This is a genomic window from Methanoculleus sp. UBA303 (assembly GCA_002501655.1).
Lineage (GTDB): Archaea > Halobacteriota > Methanomicrobia > Methanomicrobiales > Methanoculleaceae > Methanoculleus.
Genome location: DANY01000032.1, coordinates 68,949 through 90,347, shown reverse-complemented (window position 1 = coordinate 90,347; position 21,399 = coordinate 68,949). Strand labels below are relative to the sequence as shown.

Genomic DNA, 21,399 nt, shown 5'->3' with positions numbered 1-21,399 from the left:
GCTGCCGGACCTGGCGGGGTGCCGCAGCCTGGATATCCCGGTGCCCGTAAACCGCCCGGAAAGCGATCTGATCCGGGACCCGGGACGACCCCTAAAGCGGGAAGGAATAAGCCGTTTTTCCCAAAAGAGCGTCAATTTCCCGGCCTGAGCGCCTGTTCCAAAGACATATCTCGACGCGCAGGCATCTCCAGTGATTTTACCGGGTATCTCCCGCCCCAGCATGAATACGGATGGATATCAGAAGAACTGCGCGCCCGCTTCCATATACTCGCTCAAATATCCCCCGGAAACCACCTATATTCCGCGTGGTCCCAAAATCACAGGCAAAAGCATCGTTTTTCAATTCTTGATGTTTAACGACAGGAATTAACTTATGACAGTGATAAACGCCTGAATCTGGATTATACACTCCATGCATAACGATCAATTCGAAACTTATTAATAGCACTCTCAAATTACTGATTAATTAGACCTATACATTCGGATTACTTGACGGTATAGGTAGGACGTTTAGAGAGGTGTATGAAAAATGGTGTTCCATCCTCCAGTTGCTATAGTAGCAAAAGCAGGTGATACCGGGAAGTACAAGGTCGGACTACCGGCCTGGAACATGGTCCTTCGTGGTATCATGTCCGGAGCCTACATCGCCATGGGCGGTGCGCTCGCAACGGTCTGTTCGACCGGTATCCTGGCATCCGACGCCGCGATGAGGTCTGGTTTTGCAAGTGCCGGTATGGCCCAGTTCATCCTGGGTGCTGTCTTCCCTGTGGGGCTTATCATCACGGTCATGACCGGTGCAGAACTCTTCACCGGTGACGCGATGCTCGCCCCCATGGCAGCGTTCATCCACAAGGTCAGCTGGGCAGGCGTGCTCAACCTCTGGCTCTGGGTGTATATCGGCAACCTGATCGGTTCCATAATCTTCGCGTATATCATGGCATACGGGCCGTGCGTCAGCTTCAATGCCGCCGGAACCGCAACGCTCACCGCGTTTGGTCTGAGAGCAATCGGCATAGCGACCGCAAAGACGAGTTACGTCGGCGGTATGGCGCTGTGGTCGGTCTTCCTCAAGGCAATCGCCTGTAACTGGCTCGTCAACCTGGCCATCCTGCTCGGTATATGCGCTGACGATGCGATAGGAAAGATCGTCGGTATCTGGTTCCCGATCTTCGCTTTCGTTGCCAGCGGGTTCGAGCACAGTGTTGCGAACATGTACTTCATCCCCACGGGCCTCTTCTGCACGGGCCTTGACCCCACAAAGGCAGTTGAAAGCCTCACCTGGGTGACCATGTGGACCAACAACATTATCCCGGTCACGCTCGGTAACATCGTCGGCGGTCTGCTCTTCGTCGGTGTCATCTACTGGGTCGCGTTCAGAAAGGAAATTGCAGCCCTTAAGTAAACCTGATTGACGATGCAGATCGGAAATATCAAAGTGAGGGTGACGGCCGTTGCATTGGCCGTCTTCCTCTTTTTTATGGTCCTGATCGCAGTCTACATCCTCGCTACCGGGAATGTATCCGTGCTGATCTGGAGCGTTCCGGCAGCCGTCATGCTGCTCATCATACCGCTGGCGCTCAACTACATGAGCCAGTCGCAGTATGCATCGCTGGTGCCGGTCTACGAAGCAGAAGCAAGAACAACCCGTATCCGGGAGATCAACTTAAACATGCTCGGCGAACCGGTGCGTGTGAAAGGAGTCGTCGAACGGGTGTATTTCCAGTTCCTCAACCGGCCGCAGTATCTCGTCGCCGACCGGACAGGTGAGATATCAGTCAAGATGTTCACCTCACCGGCAGAAGACGTCGAGAAGGGGGATGTGGTCGAGGTACTCGGAGTTATCGTCAAACGCTATATCCTGTCCGGAGATGCGGTCATCAATTGCGTCTCCATCCGAAAAGTCGAGAAAAATCAGCAATCCTGACGGCCCTCGGGGCGCCAGAGTGTTCAGTGAGGGGACGGTTGACACGGGATAGGATCCTGCCACCATCACCTTCGCGCGTTTTGTCGTTAAAATGTTGAGTCAAGGCCGTCATCTATCGACCTCGCCGCCGGCCTTCCGTTGAGGTCCTGGATGTACTCCTCAAAGAGATGGATCCGGGTGCTCACGGGAAACGGTATCCCTATGGTGCTGATGACTGCTTCTCCCGCTTCAAGTGTCTGAATCTCTGTGTCGAGGCGCGAGAGGTCCTGTTTTGCGCTGCTTGCGATGATATCGCGATCGCCCCGGTCAGAGAGCCCCATCACCACGAAGGTGTTTAACTGGGCAAGAACCCGTGCATCGATGTTCTTTGGCTGCTGGGTGATGACGCAGAGCCCCACACCAAACTTCCTTCCCTCCATCGCTGCTTCCCGGAAGGTCCTGGTGCTCCCGAGCCCTGACCCCAGCACCCGCTGGGCCTCCTCGATGGTGATCAGCACCTGTTTTGGCTCCTCCCCGCCTCCGGCATCCTCACCCTGGTGGTTGCGCATGATCTTGCGCGTTATGATCGAGAGGACGAAGAGTTCGCTCTGCTCGCTCATACCGGGTATATCAATCAGGACGACCTTGTTCTCGTGGAGCGCCTTGATGATATCCGGGATCGATGAGCGCTGCTTCCCAAGGAAACCTTTGTTCCGGTTGAGCATGCCCGTGATACGCCGTTGCATCACCGAGAGCGTACTCACCGAGAAGTTCTTCAGGTCCCGGGCAATCCGGCGGTGCCGACCAGTGTAGGTATCGGCATCAAAGGTTGCGAAGTCGGTGGTCTGGAAGAAGTCAATCACGTCGGAACCGGGCGTGCTCTCGAGCATCTCCACGACCTCGCGCTGGGGCGGGGAGTGTTCGTAGAGGAGGAGGAGGTCGGGCATCCTGAAGTCGTCGTAATCCAGGCAGAGATCGTCTAAATGGTATTTTCGCTTGAACTGGTGCGGCCGGGTGGAGAAGACGGTGAGGCCGTCCCGACCTGCCTGATAGTGAATGAGCCCCTGGGTGTCCTGGCCGCTCGACGACCGTCCGCCCTTCACATACTCGCCGTGCGGGTCGACGATGAGGAGCCCAAACGCCCTGGCCTGCATACAGGACGCGCAGAAGACCTTCATGAAGTTGCTCTTCCCCATACCCGTTGTCGCAAAGACTCCCATATGCTGCCGCATGACCGCTGCGTGGAGCGCCACCTTCACGTCCTGTAGAACACCCTGACCGGTCTTCATCACGCCGACCTCGATCTCGCCCATCACCTGCCGCAGGAACGCAAAGTCGCTGGACTGTGGCCGCTCCACACGGGAGAACTTCGCAGGGATCGTCCGGGGCTTCCGGAAGGTGCCGTCTTCGGTCATGTACCCGAGCGGCATCGCCTCCACGAGAATGAAGACATCCTCTCCCATCCCGTAGAAGTGCTCGGTATGAGGGCGCGTATCCCATTTCGGGTCGGAGAAGTTACAGTCGTGGAGAAGGTCGCTCACCTTGGCAAAGAACGTCAGCCCTTTGATGTTGTCGGTGATCTTCAAGACGTCTCCGAGGTAGATCTCTGCATCGTGGGGGACAGCAAACCGGTAACTGAGCACCCGGTCCCCGATCAGGCGGTATTTTGAGGCGTCGTCGCCGTCAATATCGATCAAATTCATCATGGTAATCACCAAAGATGCCGGTGTAGTCGGCGAGATTCATGCCGAGCAGGTCCATGCCCCGAATGATGTCCTGGCGGACCTGGCCGACGGCATCCCTCCCGATTTTGGTGGTGAGGTGGGCGTCCAGGAGCGGATACGGGTAGCCCGTGACCCTCCCATCGTCGGCAAAGAAGGCAAGCGCAGAGAAGACCCGCTCGACCATCTCCGGACTGTAGTACTTGGGTATCTCCACCTTGAACGCCCGCTGTGCCCGCGGGTGCAGCCGCGCGACGTACTGCTCGCCCCGCTGCTTCCAGGGTCGTGTCTCCCGGCGGTCGATCAGGCCCTCGGCAGCGGAGACGCAGAGATACCAGGGTTCAGGGACACCAAGATCGCGGGCGAGCCCTTCTGCCGCCGGGACGATCGGGTGCCCCCCGCCCCAGGTGAGGGATGTCCGTTTCGTCACCGCAGCGATGAGCACCCCCCGGAGGTTGCAGAGGTTCAGGAGGTTCTCGATGACCTCGTCGTGGCTCGCGTGGCGGACCTGGAGTGTGCCGTCGAGGACGATGAGGTCCCCGGTATCGAGTTCCGCGGCCATCTCCATCGCTGCCCAGTACTCGAGGGTATCCCGTATAACGGCGGTGTTCCGGACCGGGTCGTCGTGGTCGAGGTGCACCTTCGGCGGGCAGTGGAAGCAGTCGTGGAAGAGTGTGTCGAAGTCCTCGTTCCCGGCCCCGGGGTTGACGGTGACGACCTGCAGGGGCGTCGTCCGGTGGTAGAGGCGCGTGCTGCCGGCATACGCGCTGACCGATGCCCGGACGGCGGCAACGGCAAAACTGCCTGCATCGAGGACGATGGTGTTGCTCCCGTCCACGGCGCAGACGGCCCCGCCGGACCCGGGCCGGCAGCGGTGGTAGGATGACGCATCAAACCCGCTGCACACCGAGAACTGCCCGGCAAGGTCCTCCGGGGCGGACTCCCGGATCCGTCCGGCGACCCGCCGGATCGCGTCCTGGTAGAGATCTCTTCGGTCCATCACTCAAACTCCCGGACCCGGCTTGCCTGGTCCGCCCCCATCTCGACCATGAACGTCGTCGAGAACTCATCCTGGACCTCGGTGATATGCGATATAAGGAGAATCTGGGGGAAATGAGATTCCTGGGTTCTGAGCGCCCGGAGGAGGTTGCTTCGCCGCCCTTCATCCTGGCTCCCGAAGATCTCGTCAAATATCAGGAACGTGGAGTCATGCACCTCGTTCACCTCGGCAAGGAACCGGGAGAGGGCGATCCGAAGAGCGATGGCTATGTCGTCCTGTTCTCCGCCGCTAAACCGGTCGGCCGGGTAGTCATCTCCCATATCATGGACGAGGACGGTGAAGTCGTCGTCGAGCATCACCGTGCCATACCGCCCATCGGTGATCTCGGCAAGCACCCTCCCCGCCTCCTCCTCGATCCTGTCCCTGACCACCTGCAGGAGGTAATCTGTGTAATCCCTGATGAGCGAGCGGGTCAGTTTCAGGCGCCCGATCTCCTCGTGGAGCGACTCCTGCTGCCGGGCGAGATCATCCGCCCGGGAGAGTCTCCCGGTCATCTCCCCGATATCTGCCTTCAGGCTGCTTATCCGGGTGGCGATTGCGTACCTCTGCTCCCGTGCCGCCGCGAGGTCTCTCTCGGAACCCGCAAGCGCCTCCTCCGCCACCGCGACCATTCGTTCGTCAAAACCCTGATCACTGATGGCCGCCGTGACCCGGAGCAACTCGGCCTCCCGGTTCATGAGGAGGTCCCGCTTCGCCTCCAGCGCCTGGAGGAGCCTCGGGACTTCCTCGAGGCGGACGCGGAGTTCAAGTGCTTTCCGGTGCGCCGCTTCGGCACGGCTGCATTCCTCGCCGAGGCATGCGAACCGTTCAGGGTCGAACGAGAGGCGGACGAGTTCATCGCGAATCTCCTGCAGCCTCTCCTGGAGCCTTTCAGTCCTGGCGGCGACGACCCTCCGCTCCTCTTCGAGTGCCGGTCGCCGCGCAAGACGGGCCTGTGCCTCCGCATAGGCGCGGTAAGATGCCTCAAGCACCTGCGCTTCTGTTTCCAGGCGCTGCATGACCTGCGGGTCAAACCCGAGCCGGGATATCTTCACCTCGGTCTTCTCTTTACGGGCGAGATAGCCCTCGACTTCGACGATGAGCCGCTGCCGCTCCTCCTGGAGGGCGGGAAGGCGGTTGCACTCACCACGGAGGGTATCAGCCTTTGTCCGCTTCTCTGCGAGTTCCCGAATCCGCTCCTTGAGGGCGTCATGCGTAGCCTGGTCATACCTCTCCACGCCGAGCGCCCGTATCGCGGCACGGTGCTCTCCGGCCTCGGCCTGCCACCTCTGCACGACACCCGCGCTCTGCTCGTAGCGGGACGAGTAAAGCGCATGCTGCTCTTTTGTGTGCTGGAGGGCGATACGCTGCCGCTGGAGGTCCTGCAACTCGGCGGCGAGGCCCTGGTGGTCGGCGGTCGCCCTCGCATGCTCGTGTTCGAGGCCTGCAAGCGTAGCCTGCATCGACGCGGTAGCGGTTGCAAGGTCGTCGACCAGCCCCTCGTAGTGTTCACCGAGGGCCTGGTGGCATGTCGGGCAGGACCCTTCCGGACCCGCGGTGAGGATCTCCGCCTGGTGTTCAGCCAGCCTCCGGATCTCTTCAAGGATCGCCTCCTGGCGTTCGGCGCAGGCACTGATCCGGGCGGTCAGGTAGTCCTTCCGGCTCTCCGCCGACTCAATCTGCTCCTCGACAGCGCCCATCCCGGCGAGCTGCCGGGCAAGGCCGGCGATCTCGTTCTCGATCAGGCTCATCTCTTCGGACCCGGCGTCAATCTCCCGCAGGCACCGCTCTTCCTGTCGGGTATACTCCGCGGCCGAAAGAAGCACCTCTTCACGGGCCCGGAGGATATCGTAGTCACTGACGTCCGCTTCGAGCGCCGCGAACTGCCGGGCCTTCTCCTCGACTCCCTCGATCTCCGCCCGGTTCTCCCGGACACGTCGTTCTGTCTGGAAAAATCGCTCATCCATGCGGGCAAGTTCCTCACGGAGGGCGTCATACTCTGGCTGGAGCGTCTTCATCGCCGTAATGCGGTCGCGGAGAGCCTGCCACTCCCCGACCTTCCGGGCAAGCCCGGTGACCGCCCCCTCATCCTCAGCAAGTGCGGCAAGTTCCGCCTCGATCCTCCGGCGGCGCTCGTCGTAATCCTGGATCTGTCCCCCTGTGGTCTCCATTTCGAGAGTCAGGCGGTCGGCGAGTGCTTTCTCCTCCGCCATCGCGGCAACCTCTACCTTCAGGGGCTCGTAGCGGCCGGCGAGGAGAGAGAAGGCTTCAAGGTCGTTCTGGAATCTTCTGCGCTCCGCGATCTCCGCTTCCCCGTCCCGGCACTCGGTGCGGAGCCGCCCGATCTCACCTGTCAGCACCTCCTCTTCCTTCGCGAGGTGCAGGTAGCGGTCACGCACCAGGAGCAGCCGATCGCGTTCCTTACGGGCACGCTCAAGCGTCTCCCCGGCATTCCTCTCTACGGCAGCGATCCTCTCCGACTCCTCTTCCGCACCAGCGAGCCCGGCGCGGAGCGCCTGGATGTGGTCGTGAACCCCGCTCGCGTTCAACTCCTGGAGCCGCCCGGAGAGTTCCCGGGCGATCCCTTCCCTGGCATCGATGACCTCCCTCAGTTCATCCATGCTGTCCTTCTTGAGGTAATCGATGCCCAGCACCTGCATGAACCAGTCCTTCCGGGACCCGGCCCGGCTCTCGATCAGGGCGAGGAGTTCCTTCTGCCCGGCATAGATGGTGTTCCGGAAGTCACCTGGACCCATGCCGACGACCCGCTGCACCTCCTGGGCCACTTTCTGGACGCTGCTTGCGAGGAGTCTCTGGTTCAGGTAGAGGTTTGCCTCGTGGAGGGTGGAGGAAGGACGGCGCTTGAATTTACGGACGACAGCATACTCGTTGCCGCCGACCAGGAAGTCCAGGCGGACCTCGCAGACGTCCTGCGGGCCCGCAAAGGAACTGACGACGTAATTCCCATCCAGGCCGGTCCCCTGGAGCCCGTAGAGAGCGAAGAGGATGGCACTCACGATGCTGCTCTTCCCGGTCCCGTTGTTCCCGACGATCCCCGTGATACCGTCCTGGAAAGTGATCTCCTGGTCCCGGAACCTCTTGAAGTTCCGCATCCGCAGTTTATTCAGCAGCACTCTCTCCCTCTTTATGGCGTGCGATGACTTTTCTGAGGACCATGGCCCCGGCCCTCTTCACGTACTCCTCCTCGTCGGGAGCAAGGTGCTCCCTCTCCACGAACCGCTCGAACTCGGCGATGTAGTCCACGCCGACAAGGGATTCCTCATAAAATATCTGGGAAACGTCGTCGGTGGCTATCACCCGAAGTTTGAGGTCCAGCATCCGGCTCCGGGCGTCCGAAAGAGCCTTCTGGTCGAGCGCCCGGAGCGTCTCGCGGCGTATTCCATCGAGCGTGATCTGGCAGATTGCCCGGGAGGCTGCCTTTCCGGCATCGTCGATCGCCGTGAGGACGGAGTCCACAACCTCCCGTGCGGAGAGCCCGTCGCAGTTGACCCGCCCGAGACTGAGCATGGGGGTGTGCGGGAGGTCGATCTTCCGGACGTCCCCGGTTGCCAGGTCCACGGCGAGGCCTCCCTTGGTCTCTGTGATCTCCCCATAGTTGCAGTACTCAAGCGACCCGCTGTACCAGGCGTTGTCGGCGACCTGCACCTGACCGTGGTAGTGGCCGAGCGCGATGTAGTCAAACCGGTCGGATATGATGGTCGCATCCAGTTCGTGCTCCGCAACGGTATGCAGCCGCCTGTCCGAGAGAATGCTCGCAAGACCGTGGGTGACAAGCACGTTTGTGCCGGGCGAGAACTCAATCCCTTCAAACGCCGCCCGGTACCCTTCGGGCTGGAGCATGTTCGGTATCAGGTGAAAGACCGCATCCCCGAGTTCAACCCGCCGGTAGCGGTTGTGGTGGGCGACGTAGAAGTCGCCTGTGCGGTACCCCCCCCGTTCGAGGACCTCGAACGGCGATGCCGTATACCGGGTCTTTGCCATGCTGTGGTTGCCCGCGACCACGAGCACGGGGATTCCCGCGTCCTGCAGGCGGCAGAGGGCGTCGAGCGCCGTCGTGTAGGCGCGGGTCTTCGGCTTGACCTGGTGGAAGAGGTCGCCCGCATGGATGAGCGCATCGGGTCGCATGCCGATGATCCGGTCGACGGCGGCCAGAAAGTTGTCGTAGATGAGCTGCTCGCGCAGGTTCATCCCGGTATCCGGATCGACCCGGTTAAATGCGGATAATCCCAGATGCGTGTCTGCAATGTGAACGATCTTCATGCCCAATGAGTCTCCATGCCTCTCGCGCATAAATGCCTGATCCGCGCGGCGCGAAAGTGTCCGGCACCGGGTCGGTGCCCATAATACGCTTAATCTAATATATCCTCACAGATATTTGTATGGTGATCTCGTGTCAAAAAGAGCCGTAGATGCAGTTTTTCAGGCGCTCTTCATCCTCTCCGACCTCCGGTTCCTGCTGCGTGAGACAGCTCCGCAGCATGACTTTGATGAAGCGCAGAAGAAGCGCGCCGCAACCTCCCTTGAGAAGGTGAAGCGGCAGATCGCAATCATCGAAGAGGAGTTGGTGCAGTGAAGTGCGCAGTCGATATTGAGGCTCGCGACGTCGAGGAGATGTACATCAACATCGACCCCATCCAGGCGGGCGGGCGGCTCACCGCCGATGCCATGAAGGCGGCAATCTCCTTCGGCGACGGCTACTCGGTCTGCGACAACTGCCGAAACCCCCCAAGACTCGATTACATCCAGAAACCCCCCATTGCGCAGTTCCACGCAGACCTTGCCACGTGGCTGAATATGGACACGGCGCGGGTGGTCCCGGGAGCGCGCCGGGGGTTCCAGGCGGTCGCGAGCACCTACGTGGAGAAAGGCGACCCGGTCATCGTCACGTCGCTTGCCCACTACACCGAGTTCATGGCGATCGAGGCAGCGGGCGGGGTCCCCCGGGAGATCCCGAAGGATGCGAAGAACCACATCACCCCCGACGCCGCGGCAGAGAAGATCGAGGCGGTGATCCGGGAGTTCTCGCACACACCGCCGCTGCTCTTCGTCGACCACGTCGACTACCAGTTCGGGAACGTCCACGACGTCGCGGGGATCATCAAGGTCGCCCACCAGTACGACATCCCGGTCCTCGTCAACGGGGCCTATACGGTCGGGATCATGCCGGTCGACGGCAAAGCGCTCGGTGCCGACTTCGTCGTCGGGTCGGGCCATAAGAGCATGGCGGCTCCGGCGCCCTCCGGCGTCCTCGCGACGACGAAGGAGCACGCAGGACAGGTCTTCCGGACGACGCAGGCAAAGGGGGACGTGACCGGCCGGACGTTCGGGATGAAGGAGGTGGAGATGATGGGATGCACCCTCATGGGGGTCACCGTCGTCGGGATGATGGCCTCGTTCCCCCACGTCAGGGAGCGGGTGCAACACTGGGAGACCGAGGTGGCGCATTCGCAGGCGGTCGTGGACGCCCTCCTCTCCATCGAGGGGACGAAGGTCCTCTCGGACTACCCGAGGCAGCACTCCCTGACCCGGATCGATACCCGCGAATCCTTCGATACGGTGGCAGAGCATCACAAGAAGCGCGGTTTCTTCCTCTCAAGCGACTTAAAGAAGCGGGGGATCACCGGGGTCATCCCCGGATCGACCAAAGTCTGGAAGTTCAACACCTTCGGGCTGACCGATAAGCAGATCCGGCACGTCGGGGAGTCGTTTATCGAGGTTGCACGGGAGAACGGGTTGAATATTGTCTGAGAGATCGGCCGCAAGCAAAACAAGAGTATTCCGGAACCGTGAGGGACCGTCACCCGGCCTCCTCGACCTCCCCGTTCTTTGCGCGGTACCGCCGCACCGTCCCCGCCGCCCGGGCCGCGAGGCTCTCCACGTCGAGTTCCTCTTCAATCAGGGCGATTGTCGCTGCGGGTGCCGCCGTCGATGGGTAACGGGGGGCGACCGTGCATCCGACATTCCCCGGATGGGCCTCAAACGTCCCGATGGCACGGGCGCGATCGACGATCTCCTCCTTGTCGAACCCGATGAGTGGTCGGAGCACCGGAACGGACGCCGCCGGGGCGATCACCGTCATGTTCGCGAGCGTCTGCGAAGCCACCTGCCCCAGGTTGTCGCCGTTGACGAGCGCGTAGGCGCCGCGCTCTCCCGCAAGGATGCTTGCCACCCGGAGCATGAACCGCTTGCAGAGAATGCACCGGTAACGGGGCTCTTTTAACGCCGTGACGACCTCAAAGAATGGCTCCATATCCGCAACGAGGAGGTCGAGTGGGTGCCCCGGGACCCAGGCAGAGAGCCGGGCATGGTTCTGCAGGACGTTTCTCTCCCCATCCGCCCCGCCGAACCGCCCGCTGTGCATGTGGACGTGCACCATCCGGCATCCCCGGCGCATCATCAGCCACGACGCAACGGGGGAGTCGATGCCCGCCGAGAGCAGGGCCATAACTTCTTCCTGTGTCCCGTATGGGAGCCCACCCGGCCCGCTGATCTTCTCATCGTAGACGAAGCCACCAAACTCCCGGGCTTCCACGAAGACCTCATAGTCGGGCGTCGTCAGGTCCACCGTGGCCTCCGGCACCCGGTCGAGGACGGCTGAGCCGACAGCAGCCCCGAGTTCCTGGCTGTTGAACCCCTCGACGCCTGACCGTCGCGCCCTGACCGCAAACGACATCCCTGGCCGGAGGTGCCGCTCCGCATGCTCGACGGCTGCGGCCGCGAGCCCGTTGATGTCGGCGGTGGTCACCGTGCAGACGCTGACGCTCACCACCCCGAAGGTTCTCGCGACAAGAGCGGCGATGCGTCGGGGCTCGTCACCGAAGATCAGGATCCTTCCTCGGGGGGTCTCGATGCAGTGGGTGAGTCCTTCGACCTCCAGCGCGAGGCTGATATTCCCGGTCATTATTGATATGAACCGCCGTTTCACCGGCTCGCTCTTGAGGAAGATCTCGCCGTACCTGACCATCACCGCTTCCACGAATCCGCACCTCCCTGTCGGTACCCCTCCGGGGCGATCACTACATCGCTAAATCCGAGTTCCTTCACCGCACCGAGCAGCCGCTCCAGCCTCTGGTGATGCGCCGGGTCGGCCTCGATGGAGGCCCGGCAGCCGTCGGTGCACCGGACCCGTATGGTCCCGGGGATCTCCCGCGCGAGGAGGGCCTCGGCGGCCCCCACAAGCGCGAGGCACTCCCGGGTGACCGCATCGCCGGTAGGGATGCGGGTAGCGAGGCATGCGGACGGCGGGCGGACAGATATGCCGAGTTTCCCTGCAAGGGCCTCGATATCTTCCTTCCCCATCCCGCATTCGGCGAACGGGCTCCTGATACCAAGCTCACGGAGCGCCCGTATGCCCGGCCGCGTCCGGAGACTGTCATCGGCGTGGGTCCCGTCAACCACCGTCCGGCATCCCTGTCGCTCTGCCTCTGTGATGATCGCCTCCATCATCACCCGTTTGCAGACGTAACACCGGTCCGGCCGGTTCTCCCGGACCGCGGTGATATCGAGCATATCAACCGGTATCACGACATGCGGGATGCCCAGGCGGTCCGAGAGTTCCCGCGCTGCCGCGAGTTCTCCCGGGGGGGTAAGACCGGTATCGACACTGATGCCGACCGCCCGGATCCCGTGTCGCCAGGCGTTGGCCAGCAGAACCGAACTATCCGTTCCTCCGGAGAGCGCGACCGCAATGGGTTCGTAGGATTTCAGGAGCGCGTCAAGCCTGCAATCTCTCGCCATCTGCTCTTCTTATGCTCGCTCGTCCTACATGAATGTTCGCGAATCGCGGCAATTTGGGCTCTCTGCATGAGGAGCAAATGATTTTTAACAGAGGCACTCCGAATGTGTACTGATATGGCGAAGAAAGCGAAAGCCAAACAGGCAGAACCCATGAAACTCTTCTATATTTTTTACAATCAGGAGCGCTGGGACAACTGGATAACAACGCTCGAAGGCGCTGACTTCGAGCCTGCGGAGGGCGAAGAGGTCTCCGAAGGTGAGCAGATGCTCTACGGCTTCACCGAGGATATCACCCTCTCGGTCTTAAAGATCATCCGTCTCCACCAGAACGGCCGGTTCACAAAGGAGGAGGCCACGGAGAAACTCGACGATGTGGAGTTGATCGTCATGACCGGGCTTCCCGAGGGAGAACTCGAAGATATCATCGGGTCGCTCCAGCTCTCCCTGCTGGTTCTCTTCACTGCCTGCCGGAAGTACCTCGGGGGCGAGTTCGACAAGGACATCAAGACGCTCGTGAAGAAGGGCCGGGGTCTCGACGAGGAGAACCTCGAGGAGGCCCTCGAGGTCGCGGCGAATATCGGGGCCGCCGTGATCGACGGCGCCACCTGCTGTGCGAAGTACATCAAGGACGATGCGGAGAATCCCGGCCTCTTTGATGAGTGGCTCATTGAGGTCGAGACCATGAGCAACGCCATGAAATCTCTTGCGAAGTTCGACGAGGAGCCCGGAGAGACGTCGTGATTGCGGATAAGGCCCGGTTCCGGGCGGCGCGGAGGCTGGAGCGGGCTGCCGGGTTCCGGCTCCCGGAACATGTCTTCTCAGGCGCGTTCCTTGACTCTCTCGGGAAGGCGATCAACTTCGAGAACCTCGATCGCCGGATGCACGAACAACTCCTGGCCTTTTTTCGCGACTTCATGGACTGTAAATGCAAGGATGCCCCATTCTGCGGGTGCCCGGAGCGGAAGTTCACCCTCGCCATCATCGAGTTCAGGGAGATGGGGCTCGACCACCGCCAGATCAGCGCCCACCTCCTCGATGAATATGGTATCGACCTCTATCCTGCCGACATCCTGAGTTTCCTTGAGGACTCCGTCCATATGCTCGAAGCGATACGGGACGTCGCCGAGTTGCAGGGACGGGAGAAACTTGCGGAGAACGCTATCGAGCATATTAGAATGATCGAGCATTAAGGGAGGCTCGCTCCTGTTACCTGCCGTTTCGGACCGATTTAGCGAGATCGGGATAGCGCCGGCCGGCAGAGGCCCGCAGGACGTCCTTCCACTCCGGGAGAAACTCTACGTCGGAGTCGACAAAGGCGATGAGGTCTGTTCGGGCGCCCGTACTCCCGGATCGAGGAGAGTGTCACCTCCAGCGTTGACTCGCTGTTCCAGGTCGGAACGATGTAATCGATGTCCTCCGCACTGGTAAATATCTCGGCCTATCCGGTCTCATCATACATCAGGTTTGCCATCGTGCGCATCGGGAGGGGTGCAACGGTCAAACTATCCTGCCCCACCGGGCTTCCGCATCATGGGGGCGACGTTACACCCCGCCATCTCCCCGAAGCAGAAGATGAACCGCTCCCTGATACTCTCTGGCAGTCTCGCCTCGGGGATGGGCTCAAACCCGAGTTTCCCGTAGAACCCGATCAGGGGGAGGGTTGAGTGGATGTAGATCGTCTCGGAACCGCATTCATCGAGAAGTCTCGCCACGACCTCCCTTGCATATCCGCCTCCACGGTACTCGTCCAGGGTGAAGACGCAGTCCATTTCGAGGCCGCCCGGGTGCCGGGTACAGCGGGCTGTCGCCGCAAGGACGCCGTCAACAAAGGCGCCGAAGATCCTCTCCCTTGTTGTGTCTGCCTTCTGGCCGCGATAGTGTTTCCAGACCTTCTCTGCAAGCGGGAACTCATCATGCTTCAGTTCACGGACCTCTTTCCTCATCATCTTCCTCGCGTATAACCACAAATTGCTGCAGCTGCTATTTCAACTGCACGGGTAAGGGCCCCCGTCCAAACAGGTGCGGAGAGGATAGCCCTTTCCGATGCACCGGTGAGCATCCACCAACCGTCAGAGCGAACTGGGCCAGGGAAGCCCGAGTTTTCCGGCGAGATCCTTCAGTTCGTCGTGGATGCCCCTGTCAATCCTGAGGAGGAGCAGGATATAGATCAGCCCCCCGAGTGCGACCGCCCCGAGGACGATGAAGACGTTCGTGAGCGGGATGATGTACGAGTAGCCGACTACGACAGCCGCCATGGCAAGCGCGGCAAAGACGATGTTGCCCACGGCCCGGGGCTCTATCCGCACACGGATGCTCCGGGAGAGGGCGCGATTGGCGAGTGCCGCGTTCAGCACCATGGTGACGAGCGTGGCCGCCGATGCCCCGACGATGCCGTATGCCGGGATGAGGAAGAGGTTTAGCCCGATGTTTGCGGCGACCGCGACTGCCGTCACGCGAAACGAGTCTTTCGGCCGGTCGAGGGCGTTTAAGCACATCGTCTGGAGGAACATGAAGACGCTCGCTACCTGGACGAGCAGGAGTATCGCAAGAGCCCCCGCCCCGGTGGCAAATGACGCCCCGTAGAAGAAGTAGAGGAGCCGTTCGCCGAGGATCCAGCCCCCGACGAGGACCGGGACCGCGAGCAGGAGCGAGTAGGTGAAGGCGCGGGCAAGCGCACCCTCCACCGAAGAGAGGTCGTCCCGCTTCCCCCAGTAACTGACCTTCGGGTAGAGGGTGGTATGGAGCGCTATGGTGACGAACGTCGCAATCGATGTGAGCTGGAGCGCCACACGGTAGATGCCGACGTCGGTCTCTGTCATGAAGTGGCCGATCATGATGGTATCAGCATACGAGAAGACGAGGTAGCCGCTCGCGCTGAGGAATGTCCAGAACGAGAAGGCAAAGAGGCTGGAGATGTGCGACCGGCCAAACGGCGCCGGCGAGAGGTCGAGGAAACGGAAGTTAAAGATTCCAGAGACGAGGAGCCCGGCGACGAACCCGCCGGCAAGTCCTGCAACGCCGTAGCCGAGGATGATCGCGACGACCTGGACGACTATCCGGGTCAGGTTATCGATCAGGCTGCTAATCTGGTTGACGCCGACCATTCCTCTGCCGTAGACGCTGTTTGAGGCGATATTCGTGAAGGTGCTGACGACCAGCGCGAGGACCAGCCAGGGAAAGACTCCCGATGAGGTGAGGTCGGTGAGGTATGGCCGTGCGACGAGGAGGAAGCCCACCGAGACGGCCATCAGCATTACCCGGAGGAGGAGGAACGCGGTGAAGTAGGCGTTCTGGTCCTCCCCTTCGCTGATCCGCTTCACCGCGGCTCCCCCGAATCCGCCGTCCCCGATCAGGTTGAAGACGCTGAAGTAGGCGACAAAGAGGAAGTAGGCGCCCAGTATCGATGGACCGACAGTATGGGCGAAATACATCGTGGAGAGGAACCCGATCGCGGTAAGCCCGATCGTCGAGCCGAGGCTTATGAGGCTCTGGCGCTGGACGGGATCGATGCGCATGATACGGGCAAGATACCCGGAGGGCCGGAACACAAGCATTGGTTTCGCCGGGAAAGGCCTTATTCATTTTGAACCATAACGAGCGAGACAGCCGCGATCCGGCAGGCCTCCCTATCCAGGAACGAGGGGACACCCCTCCACGATAACGTCATGACAGAGCGATGCTAACGTATACTACTATTATCATCCGGGGCTCCCAGGTGAGCGTACGTGCATACTATCGGCGGTGAAATCTTGGACGTAGGGGTAATCGGTGTCGGGATGATGGGCAGGAACCATGCCCGCGTGTATTCGGAATTGAAAGCGGTGGACTCGCTCCACCTGTACGACCTCAACGGGAAGGCGGCAGGCGACCTTGCCGCAACGTTCGGGGCAACGGCCTCCCCGACCGTTGAGGACCTGCTTCGTCGCGTGGATGCGGTGAGTGTCTGCGTCCCGACGCCCTATCACTTCGGGGTTGCGGAGACGGTGCTCGATGCCGGGGTGCCGCTCCTCGTCGAGAAACCCATCTGCGCGACGGCGGAAGAGACGAGAAGGCTTATCGAGAAGATCCCCGACGGTCTCGTCGTCGGCGTCGGGCACATCGAACGGTTCAACCCGATCGTCCCCGAGATCAAAAAGATCGTCCGGGACCCTCTCTACATCGAGATGAAACGGCATAACCCGGCCTCTGCCCGGGTGAGCGGCTCCTCGGTCGTCGAGGACCTGATGATCCACGACGTGGACATCATGCGTAACGTCCTCCTCCCTGAGGGGGCCTACCGCCTCGCCGGCAGCGGCAACCAGGATGTCTGCAGCGCCCTCTTCTCCTTCGACGGTACCCCGGTCTACCTCTCGGCAAGCAGGAAGTCATCAAAGAAGATCCGTATGATCTACATCGAGGAGGAGGAGTTCACCGTCGAGGGCGACTTTATGGCCCAGGAGATCTACATTCACAGAAAACCCGGGCAGTACTCGGTAGAGAACGAGCGCTACGTGCAGGAGAACATCATCGAGAAGGTGCTCGTGAACAAGCAGGAACCGCTGAAACTCGAACTCTCAACGTTCCTTGACTGCGTGGCACAGGGGCGGGAGTTCCCGGTCAGCCCTGCACAGGCGCTGTTGAATATGGAGATCTGCGAGGATGTCGCGCGGTGTTTCTCAGCATAAGGATGGTTTTTGCATGAGTAATGGATTAGAGTCGATCATCGGCGAGATTGGGCCGATCCAGAATATCGGTGTTGTCGGGATGGGCTACGTCGGCATCCCCGCCGCGGTACTCTTTGCGGACGCTCCCGCGTTTAAATCTGTCCGGGGATTCCAGCGGAACTCTCCGTCCTCAGGCTACAAGGTCGCTATGCTGAACCGGGGGGAGTCGCCCCTCAAGGGTGAGGAACCGGGGCTTGAAGATCTCCTCGGGAAGGTCGTCGGTGCAGGGAAGTTCCGGTGCACATCGGACTTCTCGGAGATTGCGGAGTGCGACGCGGTGACACTCGCTATCCAGACACCATTTAAAGATCCAAAAGACCTCATTCCGGACTTCTCGGCCCTTATCGAGGGGCTCCGGAACGTCGGGCGGTACCTGACGCCGGGGACGCTCGTGGTGCTTGAATCGACCGTCACCCCCGGCACGACCGGCGGGATGGCCCGGGAGATCCTGGAGGCGGAATCCGGCCTCGTCGCCGGGAAGGACTTCGCGCTCGCCCATGCTCCCGAGCGGGTGATGGTCGGGCGGCTGCTCCGGAATATTCAAGAGCATGACCGGATCGTCGGCGGGATCGATGACGTCTCCACCCGACGGGCGATGGAACTCTACGCCCCGGTGCTCACGACCGGGACGATCATCCCGATGACCGCGACCGCGGCCGAGGTGACGAAGACCGCCGAGAACGCCTTCCGCGACCTCCAGATCGCCGCCGCAAACCAGCTGGCGCTGCACTGTGAGGCGATGGGCGTCAATGTCTACGACGTCCGGGCCGGGATCGACTCCCTCAAGGGTGAGGGGATCACCCGGGCCATTCTCTGGCCGGGTGCCGGTGTCGGTGGCCACTGCCTCACCAAGGACTCATGGCACCTTGAGCGGGGGGCACAGGTCCTCGGGGGAGACCTCTGGTATCCGCACGGGGCGGAGTCGATCTTCGGCGTCGCGCGGAAGATCAACGAGTTCATGCCCCGGCACATGGTCCACCTGACCCTCGAGGGGCTCGGGCGGGCAGGGAAGTCTCCGGAGGGTGCAACGGTCGCGCTCCTCGGGTGGGCGTTCATTCAGAACTCGGATGATACCAGGAACACGCCGGCGGAGCCCTATCTCGCGGCTATGGAGGACGCAGGTGCCATGGTCAGGGTCCACGACCCGTTCGTGGACGACTATCCAGGTATCGAGGTCTCGCACGACCTCGAGGAGACCCTTGCGGGAGCGGATGTCGTCACCATCTTCACCGGCCACCACCACTACGCCTCCCTTGAAGCGGCGCGGGTAAAGGAACTCTCGGGCCGGGAGCACCCGATCATCGTCGACGGCAGGAACGTCGTCGACCCGGATGCGTTCATCCGCGCGGGCTTCATATACAAGGGCATCGGGCGTGGCGACAGAAACAGTCACCCGGTCCGGCGGTAGCCATGAAGATCGTATCGATCGTCGGCGCGCGGCCGCAGTTCATCAAGTGCGCTCCTGTCTCCCGGGAACTCAGGAAGGAGCATGATGAGATCCTCGTCCACACCGGGCAGCACTACGACCACGGCATGTCTGAGGTCTTCTTCGAGGAACTCGGTATCCCGAAGCCCGACTACAACCTCGGCATCGGCTCCGGCACCCACGGCCACCAGACCGGGGCGATGCTCGGGGCGATCGAGGATGTCCTCGAAGAGGAGGAGCCCGACGTCGTTCTGGTCTACGGCGACACGAACTCGACCCTTGCAGGCGCGCTTGCGGCGGCGAAACTCCATATCCCGGTGGCGCACGTCGAGGCGGGGCTCCGGAGTTTCGATCGCCGGATGCCCGAGGAGGTGAACCGGGTTCTCACGGACCATTGCTCGGACCTCCTCTTCTGCCCAACGGAGACGGCGGTCGCGAACCTCGCGGCCGAGGGGATCACGGAGGGCGTCTTTCTCGTCGGGGACGTGATGCTTGATGCGATGGAGTACAACCGCGCGATCGCAGAAGAGCGCTCCCGGATCCTTGAGGATGTCGGGGCTCGGCCCGGGGAGTACCTCGTCGTCACCGTCCACCGGCCGTCGAACACCGACAGCCGGGAGAACATGACCGCCATCCTCGGCGCCCTTGGAGAGGCCGGGATGCCGGCCGTCTTCCCGGTCCACCCCCGGACGCGGCGCTACCTCGGCGAATACGGCCTTCTTGCGGGTATGCCGGAGAATGTTCGGGTCACCGAACCGCTCGGCTACCTCGATATGATCCGCCTGATGGCGCATGCGGCAAAGATCCTCACCGACTCCGGCGGCGTCCAGAAGGAGGCCTACATGCTCGGCGTGCCCTGCATCACGCTCCGGGAGAACACCGAGTGGGTCGAGACGGTCGAGGCCGGGTGGAACGTGCTGGTGGGGGCGGAGAGGGGGGAGATCTTCCGGGCGATCTGGAGTTTCGCTCCTGAGGGAGAGCAGAGACCCTGTTTTGGAGACGGTACTGCCAGTTCTAAGGTTGCACAGATTCTATCTGAGTATTACTAAGAACAGGAAAAACTAAGAACAGGAAAATTCATCGTAGACTTACAACCGGCGTCGACTCATACCGGAGCAGAATGTGAACTGATACACTTCCCTCGATTTTCCCGGTATGTGCAATTCTATCCCTCATCCTCATGCAGGGTATATGAACCATTCGCACCTAACAGCATCTTTCAGAGCTCTTTTATCATAGCAAAACAGATTTTATCGTATGGAAAAGACCTGCTCCCGCTGTATCCTGGGCGATACATTTCCAAATATTAACTTTGATAAAGATGGTGTATGTAATCACTGCCACCGATACGACAAAAGATGCAGCAAATTTTCCGTCAATCCGGAAAACCAGAAAAAACTCCGGTCTCTCGTTGAAAGGGTGAAGTCGAGGGGTAGGGGTCTGGAGTACGACTGTATCCAGGGTGTAAGCGGGGGCCGGGACAGCACGTATACCTTATACCTTCTCAAGCAGTGGGGCCTCAACCCGCTTGCCGTTCACGTCGACAACAGGATGGACTCATCTATCGCTGTGGATAACATGAAAAATACCTGCCGGAAACTCGATGTTGACCTGCACAACCACACTGTCGAATGGGAAGAGTTCAAAGATCTGCAGAGATCTTTTCTTTTTGCATCGGTGCCCTCTGTTGATATCCCATCAGATCACGCGTTTGTTACAGTTTTATACGATATAGCGGAGGAGAAGAATATTGAATACGTTTTTAGTGGTGCATCGTTCCGGACGGAGGGTCTGGGGTCGATCGAGTGGTCACTTCATGACGACGAACGCTTCATACTCGACATACAGAGCCGACATGGAACAATGAGACTTGACAACTACCCTCTGCGCACTATCGCTGACGTCTTCAGATGGTATCGGAAAGGAATTCGGGAGATCCGGCCGCTTTACTGGATGGACTACCGCCACAGGGATGTGGATCCGCTTCTGGAGAGGGAACTCGGCTGGAAGTACTACGGCGGACACCACTTCGAATCGGTGTTCACTCGCTGGGCCTTTGCCTTCCTGTTACCAAGGAAGTTCGGGATCGACAAGAGAATTACCGACTACGCGACGCTTGTTCTGTCGAAGCAGATGACAAGGGAAGAAGCATTCAGTAAAATGCGGGAGTCGATATATTCGGCTGAGCAGGAAGAGAGAGACAGGAAATTCATTGCCGATACGCTCGAGCTGACTGAAGAGGAGATGGATTCAGTTCTCCATGCGGCCCCGAAACGGAACTTCGACTACGATCACCACTCAAGGTTCCACCGTACGCTCCAGTACCTGATCTCCCCGTGGAGGTATTAGGTTGAGTGCCTGTAGCGGACATTGGATCTCTTCTATTTTAGAATAACCTGATGTTTGGAGATATAAGTCGTATTGGGCGGCACATCGGTGAGAACAATTGAACCTGCAGCGATGATGGCGTTATCACCGATGTGGACCGGGCCTAGGATGATCGCACCGGCGCCGATCTGGACGTTGTTGTCAATGACGGCCCGTTCTTCTTCAGTTGACTTCTGCCCGATGGTGACATTCGATCGGACAGCACAGTTCTCCCCGAATCGGGTGCCGTCCCGGATGGTGATCCCGTACGGATGCCCGAACCAGGTGGATTCCGGGATCTCCCGACAATTCACATCACAAAGGAGAAGGCGAAGCGGAAAACGCTTGCGGATGCACCAGTATGCGTTTTTTGCGGAATCGATGATATGATATTGGATGAAATCTAGAACCGCCATTGAACGTCGACCTCGTCTATCATAGTGGTTTAAAATGGGTAGTACCTGAACTCCCGGCAACCTTAG

Annotated in this window: 19 protein-coding genes; 10 read left to right on the top strand and 9 right to left on the bottom strand. The window is 60.5% G+C overall.

Annotated features, from left to right (window positions below; all coding sequences use genetic code 11):
• The first annotated feature begins 529 nt into the window (after positions 1 to 529).
• Both BP846_RS07790 and BP846_RS07785 read left to right on the top strand, forming a co-directional pair.
• Positions 530 to 1,402 (top strand): formate/nitrite transporter family protein, encoded by an 873-nt coding sequence (locus tag BP846_RS07790; RefSeq protein ID WP_292394119.1) that lies wholly within the window; start codon positions 530 to 532, stop codon positions 1,400 to 1,402.
• 12 nt (positions 1,403 to 1,414) lie between these two features.
• Positions 1,415 to 1,924, top strand: coding sequence for a nucleotide-binding protein (locus tag BP846_RS07785; protein WP_292394116.1), 510 nt, complete (start codon positions 1,415 to 1,417; stop codon positions 1,922 to 1,924).
• A gap of 86 nt (positions 1,925 to 2,010) precedes the next feature.
• Here the strand turns inward: BP846_RS07785 and BP846_RS07780 are convergent, their stop codons facing one another.
• From BP846_RS07780 to BP846_RS07765, 4 genes are read right to left on the bottom strand one after another with little or no spacing between them, the layout of a single operon-like run.
• Positions 2,011 to 3,609, bottom strand: coding sequence for an ATP-binding protein (locus BP846_RS07780; protein ID WP_292394114.1), 1,599 nt, complete (start codon positions 3,607 to 3,609; stop codon positions 2,011 to 2,013).
• The gene (locus tag BP846_RS07775; protein ID WP_292394112.1) at positions 3,587 to 4,624 is read right to left on the bottom strand and encodes a DNA double-strand break repair nuclease NurA; all 1,038 of its coding nucleotides are present in this window, start codon (positions 4,622 to 4,624) and stop codon (positions 3,587 to 3,589) included. Before BP846_RS07775 ends, BP846_RS07780 begins: the two co-directional genes overlap by 23 nt.
• The gene (locus BP846_RS07770) at positions 4,624 to 7,797 is read right to left on the bottom strand and encodes an AAA family ATPase (protein WP_292394110.1); all 3,174 of its coding nucleotides are present in this window, start codon (positions 7,795 to 7,797) and stop codon (positions 4,624 to 4,626) included. Before BP846_RS07770 ends, BP846_RS07775 begins: the two co-directional genes overlap by 1 nt.
• Positions 7,784 to 8,944, bottom strand: coding sequence for a metallophosphoesterase family protein (locus tag BP846_RS07765; RefSeq protein ID WP_292394108.1), 1,161 nt, complete (start codon positions 8,942 to 8,944; stop codon positions 7,784 to 7,786). Before BP846_RS07765 ends, BP846_RS07770 begins: the two co-directional genes overlap by 14 nt.
• Before the next feature lie 130 nt (positions 8,945 to 9,074).
• Here BP846_RS07765 and BP846_RS07760 point away from each other — a divergent pair, with 130 nt between their 5' ends.
• A complete protein-coding gene (locus tag BP846_RS07760) occupies positions 9,075 to 9,257 on the top strand; it encodes a hypothetical protein (RefSeq protein WP_292394106.1) in 183 nt (60 codons plus the stop codon).
• On the top strand, positions 9,254 to 10,432 hold the full coding sequence (pscS, locus tag BP846_RS07755) for an O-phospho-L-seryl-tRNA:Cys-tRNA synthase (RefSeq protein WP_292394104.1): 1,179 nt from the start codon (positions 9,254 to 9,256) through the stop codon (positions 10,430 to 10,432). The genes BP846_RS07760 and pscS overlap by 4 nt, the downstream gene beginning before the upstream one ends.
• 49 nt (positions 10,433 to 10,481) lie before the next feature.
• Here the strand turns inward: pscS and thiI are convergent, their stop codons facing one another.
• A complete protein-coding gene (thiI, locus tag BP846_RS07750) occupies positions 10,482 to 11,660 on the bottom strand; it encodes a tRNA uracil 4-sulfurtransferase ThiI (protein WP_292394102.1) in 1,179 nt (392 codons plus the stop codon).
• Positions 11,648 to 12,421 (bottom strand): ATP-dependent sacrificial sulfur transferase LarE, encoded by a 774-nt coding sequence (gene larE, locus BP846_RS07745; RefSeq protein WP_292394100.1) that lies wholly within the window; start codon positions 12,419 to 12,421, stop codon positions 11,648 to 11,650. Before larE ends, thiI begins: the two co-directional genes overlap by 13 nt.
• Positions 12,422 to 12,535: 114 nt before the next feature.
• Here larE and BP846_RS07740 point away from each other — a divergent pair, with 114 nt between their 5' ends.
• On the top strand, positions 12,536 to 13,162 hold the full coding sequence (locus BP846_RS07740) for a DUF2150 family protein (protein WP_292394098.1): 627 nt from the start codon (positions 12,536 to 12,538) through the stop codon (positions 13,160 to 13,162).
• Positions 13,159 to 13,611, top strand: a complete 453-nt coding sequence (locus BP846_RS07735; protein ID WP_292394096.1) for a DUF5814 domain-containing protein — start codon at positions 13,159 to 13,161, stop codon at positions 13,609 to 13,611. The genes BP846_RS07740 and BP846_RS07735 overlap by 4 nt, the downstream gene beginning before the upstream one ends.
• A 312-nt stretch (positions 13,612 to 13,923) precedes the next feature.
• On the opposite strand, the gene BP846_RS07730 is transcribed toward BP846_RS07735, so the two are convergent.
• Both BP846_RS07730 and BP846_RS07725 read right to left on the bottom strand, forming a co-directional pair.
• The gene (locus BP846_RS07730) at positions 13,924 to 14,367 is read right to left on the bottom strand and encodes a GNAT family N-acetyltransferase (RefSeq protein ID WP_292394094.1); all 444 of its coding nucleotides are present in this window, start codon (positions 14,365 to 14,367) and stop codon (positions 13,924 to 13,926) included.
• 123 nt (positions 14,368 to 14,490) lie between these two features.
• Positions 14,491 to 15,936 carry a flippase gene (locus tag BP846_RS07725; protein WP_292394092.1) on the bottom strand — a complete coding sequence of 482 codons (1,446 nt, stop codon included), beginning with the start codon at positions 15,934 to 15,936 and terminating at the stop codon, positions 14,491 to 14,493.
• Positions 15,937 to 16,170: 234 nt separating this feature from the next.
• On the opposite strand from BP846_RS07725, the gene BP846_RS07720 reads away from it, so the two are divergent.
• The 4 genes from BP846_RS07720 to BP846_RS07705 all read left to right on the top strand — a co-directional run bounded on the left by BP846_RS07720 (position 16,171) and on the right by BP846_RS07705 (position 20,899).
• Positions 16,171 to 17,085: a Gfo/Idh/MocA family protein gene (locus BP846_RS07720; RefSeq protein ID WP_292394090.1), complete on the top strand. Its 915-nt coding sequence runs from the start codon at positions 16,171 to 16,173 to the stop codon at positions 17,083 to 17,085.
• A 13-nt stretch (positions 17,086 to 17,098) separates the two neighbouring features.
• The gene (locus BP846_RS07715; RefSeq protein ID WP_292394088.1) at positions 17,099 to 18,532 is read left to right on the top strand and encodes a nucleotide sugar dehydrogenase; all 1,434 of its coding nucleotides are present in this window, start codon (positions 17,099 to 17,101) and stop codon (positions 18,530 to 18,532) included.
• A gap of 2 nt (positions 18,533 to 18,534) precedes the next feature.
• Positions 18,535 to 19,599, top strand: a complete 1,065-nt coding sequence (gene wecB, locus BP846_RS07710) for a non-hydrolyzing UDP-N-acetylglucosamine 2-epimerase (RefSeq protein WP_292394086.1) — start codon at positions 18,535 to 18,537, stop codon at positions 19,597 to 19,599.
• Positions 19,600 to 19,807: 208 nt separating this feature from the next.
• Entirely contained in the window at positions 19,808 to 20,899 is a 1,092-nt protein-coding gene (locus BP846_RS07705) for an N-acetyl sugar amidotransferase (protein ID WP_292394084.1), read from the top strand.
• 32 nt (positions 20,900 to 20,931) lie between these two features.
• Here BP846_RS07705 and BP846_RS07700 read toward each other — a convergent pair.
• Positions 20,932 to 21,399 (bottom strand): DapH/DapD/GlmU-related protein (locus BP846_RS07700; protein WP_292394082.1); only part of this gene is annotated, 468 nt, incomplete at its 5' end.